At 71.6% G+C, this 4,964-nt stretch carries 6 protein-coding genes; 4 read left to right on the top strand and 2 right to left on the bottom strand.

Annotated elements, in window-relative coordinates:
• The 3 genes from VFV89_RS10145 to VFV89_RS10135 all read left to right on the top strand — a co-directional run.
• Nucleotides 1-711 (top strand): M20/M25/M40 family metallo-hydrolase (locus VFV89_RS10145; protein WP_329705812.1); only part of this gene is annotated, 711 nt, incomplete at its 5' end.
• 637 nt (nt 712-1,348) lie between these two features.
• On the top strand, nt 1,349-2,485 hold the full coding sequence (locus VFV89_RS10140; RefSeq protein WP_329705811.1) for a glycosyltransferase family 2 protein: 1,137 nt from the start codon (nt 1,349-1,351) through the stop codon (nt 2,483-2,485).
• Nucleotides 2,486-2,638: 153 nt separating this feature from the next.
• On the top strand, nt 2,639-3,226 hold the full coding sequence (locus VFV89_RS10135) for a sortase (RefSeq protein WP_329705810.1): 588 nt from the start codon (nt 2,639-2,641) through the stop codon (nt 3,224-3,226).
• Between the two features lie 20 nt (nt 3,227-3,246).
• Here VFV89_RS10135 and VFV89_RS10130 read toward each other — a convergent pair whose 3' ends face one another.
• Nucleotides 3,247-4,143 carry a glycoside hydrolase family 26 protein gene (locus tag VFV89_RS10130; protein ID WP_329705809.1) on the bottom strand — a complete coding sequence of 299 codons (897 nt, stop codon included), beginning with the start codon at nt 4,141-4,143 and terminating at the stop codon, nt 3,247-3,249.
• Between the two features lie 374 nt (nt 4,144-4,517).
• Here VFV89_RS10130 and VFV89_RS10125 point away from each other — a divergent pair, with 374 nt between their 5' ends.
• Nucleotides 4,518-4,808 (top strand): 2TM domain-containing protein, encoded by a 291-nt coding sequence (locus VFV89_RS10125; RefSeq protein ID WP_329705808.1) that lies wholly within the window; start codon nt 4,518-4,520, stop codon nt 4,806-4,808.
• On the opposite strand, the gene VFV89_RS24850 is transcribed toward VFV89_RS10125, so the two are convergent.
• A complete protein-coding gene (locus VFV89_RS24850) occupies nt 4,809-4,955 on the bottom strand; it encodes a DUF6529 family protein (protein ID WP_414690364.1) in 147 nt (48 codons plus the stop codon).
• Nucleotides 4,956-4,964: the final 9 nt, after the last annotated feature.

The following is a 4,964-nucleotide window of genomic DNA, read 5'->3' as shown; positions in this document are numbered from 1 at the left end:
GCGGACAACGCGATCCCGCGCGAGGCCGAGGCCGTCGTCCTGGTCGACGAGCGGGGCCGGGCCAGGCTCGAGCACCTCGCCGCCGACGTGCAGGGGAGGGTCCGCGGGTGGCGCGAGGGAGCCGACGACGAGGCGCGGATCGAGGTGCTCGCGCCGCAGGCGCCGCGCCCCGAGCGGGTGCTGTCCGCGGCGGCCGCGTTTCGGGTCATCGACCTGCTGGTCACCCTGCCGTCCGGGGTGCTGTCGATGGACGAGCGGCTGGCCGGCATCGTGCGCACCTCGACCAACCTGGGCGTCGCCTACGTCGAGGACGACGAGGTGGTGCTGGTCTCCGCGCCGCGGTCGTCGCGGCAGCCGGACCTGGACGCGCTGCACGCGCGGTATGCAAGCTTCGCCCGGCTCGGGGGCGCCCGGGTCGAGGTCGTCTCGGCCTACCCGGCCTGGCAGCCCGAGTCCGGGAGCCACCTGCTGGACCTGGTGCGGGCCGTCCACGTCGAGGTGCACGGGCAGGAGCCGCACGTCACCGCGGTGCACGCGGGCCTCGAGGCCGGCGAGATCGCCGCGCACCTGCCCGGGCTGGACGCCGTCTCGATCGGGCCGACGGTCGAGGGCGCGCACAGCCCGGGGGAACGGCTGGACATCGCCTCGGTCGGGCGGTTCCACGACGTCGTACGCCGCACGCTCGCCCGGCTCGCCGAACCGGCGCGCTGAGCCGAGGCTGGGGCCCACCCGGGGGCCAGCGCTGCGAAGCCGGGTGACCTGGTGCTGGGACCCGCCCGGGTGCCTTCGCTGCGGAGGTCTCGACAAGCTCGACCAGCGTCGGACCAGCGGGTGCCTTCGTTGCGGAGGCTTCGAGGCTCGGCCGTGAACGGCCTCGCACCTCAGCCACCGGGGCCGAGCCGGCGCGCTGACGGTGGCTGAGGTGTGAGGCGCCCCAGCGCCGAGCCTCGAAGCCGGGTGACCTGGTGCTGGGACCCGCCGCTGTGTCTTCGCCGCGGAGGTCTCGACAAGCTCGACCAGCGGTGCGCCAGCGGGTGCCAACGCTGCTGAGTCATCGAGGCCGTGAACGGCCTCGCACCGAGCCACCGTCAGCGAGGCTCTCACGCTGCCTGCGCAGCTGAGCTGACCGACGACCGATCGGGTTTATCGATCGGCGGGTGGGGGCACCGAGGCGACAGAGCCGAGGCGACAGCCGCATGGCACCAGCGGAGGGGCTGGGTCGCTCGGGAGCTACCGGGGACCGTCTGGGGGAGTGGGCCGGTCCATGTCTGGGGGCGACCGTTCGGGTTCGTAGTTTGACGCGCCCGCACGACCGTGAGGGCAGCGCGGATGGCCTGGGGGGACCACTGTGCACGCGACGACCGAAGAACGCGCACGCCTGCGCGCTGCCGAAGGCGGGCATGTCCGCACGGCGGTCACCGCCCTGCTGCCGGCCCACAACGAGGAGGCCGGCATCGCTGCGGCTGTCGCCTCGCTTCGGCGGCAGACCGAACCGCCGGGTGAGATCGTCGTGATCGCAGACAACTGCACCGACCCCACCGAGCAGATCGCGCGCGACCTGGGCGTCTCGGTCTTCCCGACCGAGGGGAACGTGCACAAGAAGGCGGGCGCCCTCAACCAGGCTCTCGCCGCCCTCGACCCGCAGCTGGCCGACGACGACCTCGTCCTGGTCATGGATGCCGACTCGCTGCTCGACCCCGGCTTCCTCGCGGCGGCTCGGCGGGCGTTGGAGGCCCCCGACGGCAGCCGTCGCGCCCGGGGTGGCGCCCGGCTCGGAGGGGTGGGCGGCACCTTCCTCGGCGGCCCCGGTGGCGGGCTGGTCGGCGTCTTCCAGCGCAACGAGTACGCGCGCTACGCCCGCGACGTACGCCGGCTGCAGGGACGGGCGCTCGTGCTGACCGGCACCGCGTCGGTGTTCCCGATGCGCGTGCTGCGCGAGGTCGCCCGCGCCCGCCGCGAAGGCCGGCTCCCGGACAAGTCCGGCGCCGGCGCGGTCTACGACGTCCACGTGCTCACCGAGGACAACGAGCTGTCCCTCGCGCTCATGCACCTCGGCTACGGCATCCTCGCGCCCGGCGAGTGCACGCTGGAGACCGAGGTCATGCAGACCTGGGGCGACCTGGCCAGGCAGCGCTCGCGATGGAAGCGCGGCGCGCTGGAGAACATCGTCGACTACGGCTTCACCCGCGTGACGGCGCCCTACTGGGGCCGCCAGCTGCTGAGCGCCCTGGGGGTGCTGGCCACGCTGGCCTATGTCGCCAGCCTCGTGGTCGGGTTGATCGGCGGGTGGCAGCTGCACCCTTTCTGGCTGGCGGTGTCCCTCGTGTTCGTCCTCGAGCGCGTCGTCACGGTACGACGCCGGGGCTGGCCCCAGATGCTCCTGGCGGCGCCCCTGGTGATCGAGATGGTCTACGACCTGTTCCTGCAGGTCGTCCAAGCGCGGGCGTTCTACCAGGTCGCCCTGCGCCGAGAGAAAAGGTGGTGAAAGAAGTATGTACAACAACGGAGCTACGACCGCTGCAGGCAGTGGTCTTGCGATGACGGGTCTGACCGGCAACCTTCTCTGGTTGCTGCTGGCCGCGTTCGCCCTGGTGGCGATGGGCCTGGCCGTCCTGCGCACCGTGCCGCGACGCGAGTCGTGAGGCGGGTCGTCGGCGTCCTGCTGACGGTCCTCGGACTGACGCTCGCCGGCGTGCCCGTGGCCGAGCTCGTCATGGAGCACCACGAGACCGCGCAGGCGCAGCAGCGGCTGCGCGCGCAGGTGCCGGAGCAAGCCGTGGTGCGCGGCGGGAACGCCGTTCCCGTCGCGCACCCGGTGCCGGTGGGGCACGCCCTGGTCGAGATGCGGATCCCGCGGTTCGGCGAGTCGTGGTCCTGGGTCGCCTCCGAGGGCACCTCGCAGAGCGTCCTGGCCGATGGGCCGGGCCACTACCCGCAGACGCCGCTGCCCGGCCAGCGCGGCAACGTCTCCTTCGCGGCCCACCGTGCCGGCCACGGCGACCCGTTCCTCGACTTCGACCGGCTGCGGCCCGGTGACGTCGTGGAGCTGCGCCAGGGGCAGACCACCTGGACCTACGTGATCGACATCGATCCGAAGATCGTGCCGGCCAGTGCCGCGTGGGTCCTCGACCCGCTGCCCGGGCGGCAGCTGACCCTGACCACCTGCTGGCCGAAGTACGGCTCCTCGAAGCGGATGTACGTGCGGGCGCACCTCTCGTCGGCGTGATCACGCCGGCGCGCGGGGGCTCAGCCGACGCGCGCGACCCCTTGCTGGAACGCGACCAGCGCCCCCTGGGAGGAGTTCACCCGCCAGTCCCGCTCCTTGTCGGCCTGGAAGTACACGAGTGCCTCGACGCGCGGCATGCCGGGGACCGACAGCGCATCGGTGAGCCACGACGCCTTGCTGTGCCCGCGGTCCACCGGGGCCCCGTCGTCGACGAGCGGCTCCTTCGACCCGAACTCGCACACCCACACCGGCGCGTGCGGGTCCAGCCTCGTGAGCCGGTGGTACTGCGTGTGGAAGATCTGCCGGAACGAGCGCCAGCCGCCGTGGCCCGAGTCGCCCCAGTTGTAGCCATCGAGGCCGAGCACGTCGACGTACTTGCGACCCGGCCAGATCCTGCTGACCCGGGTCGTCTGCGGGTAGGTGTCCGCGGTCGGGTTGAACACCCACCGGATGTTGCGTGCGCCGTGCTTGCGCGTGTAGCTCACGACGTGCCGCCACGCCGCGATGAACTCGCGGTAGGTGCCGCCGTGCTTGCGGTGGCCGGTGCGGGTGGGCTGGAAGTCCTGCCAGTCGCCGTTCATCTCCGGCCACGGCCGCACGTAGACCGGGTAGGGGTAGGCCTTGGCAGCTGCTGCGATCTGGCGCAGGTAGGGGTCGTAGCGTCCTCGCGCCCACTGCCGGAAGCGGGTGGCGCCCATGTCCCACGAGAGCAGCACGTCACGCCGGCCGCCGTCGGAAAAGCCGAGCTCTGTGGCCCCCGGGAAGACGTCGCCGAAGCCGTAGAAGTACGACGCGACCTCCAGCTGCCGGCCCACCAGCGCCTCGAAGTCCGCGAACGCCGCGGCGTTCTCCTGCATGCCCTGCACGTAGGCGCCGACCCGGAGGGGCCGGCCGGTCCTCGCGTCGTGATCCGCCACGAGCCGAGTCTGGGCCGTGCCGGCTGGGGTCTGGTCAGTAGGATCGGGGGAGGCGCTGGCCTGGCCTGCGACGGTGCTCAACAACAACACGAGCGAGAGCGCAGCGAAGCGGCACGCCTTGGGGGGAGGCGTCACGTTCCTCAGCGTGCGTCCGCCTCGGGGGCAACGGGTGGCCCACGCCGCTCAACCCCCCGACCTGACTAGGGAAACTTGTCCGAAAGTACGAACGCAACCATCTCCGGTGGGCGGTTCCACGACGTCGTTGGCCGCACGCTCGCTCGGCTCAGATGAACAGCAGCTGCGCGTCCTCGGTCATCTCGATGAAGTCGCTGGCGCTGATGATGCCCTCGACCTCGTCGTAGAGGTCGTCCATCGTGCCGCCGCAGCCACCCTTGGTCCCCAACCCCGACGCCGAGCTGCGGGAGCGAGCACTGGTCCACCTGAAGAAGAAGCGCGACTTCTTCGCGCACCTGCTCGTCTACATCATGGTCAACAGCCTGCTCATCGTGGTCTGGGCGATGACGTCGCACGGCTTCTTCTGGCCGATCTTCCCCATCGCCGGATGGGGCATCGGCGTCGTCATGAACGCCTGGGACGTCTGGCACGGCGACTTCAGCGAGGAGCAGGTCGCCCACGAGATGGAACGGCTCCAGCGGCACCGCTGATCAGTAGCTGTTGGTGTCCGGCAGGCCGTAGTTGACGTAGTACCAGACCGCCGAGGTCAGGACGATGCCGACGAAGAGGGTGAACAGCAGCCCGCCGGCCACCGGCAGCATCCAGCCGGGTGCGCGCTTGGAGCGTACGGCGACCACCTTGACCAC

Source organism: Nocardioides sp. (genome assembly GCF_036274455.1).
Taxonomy (GTDB): domain Bacteria; phylum Actinomycetota; class Actinomycetes; order Propionibacteriales; family Nocardioidaceae; genus Nocardioides.
Note: the sequence above shows the minus strand (reverse complement) of the source record. Positions and strands in the feature narration are given on the sequence as shown.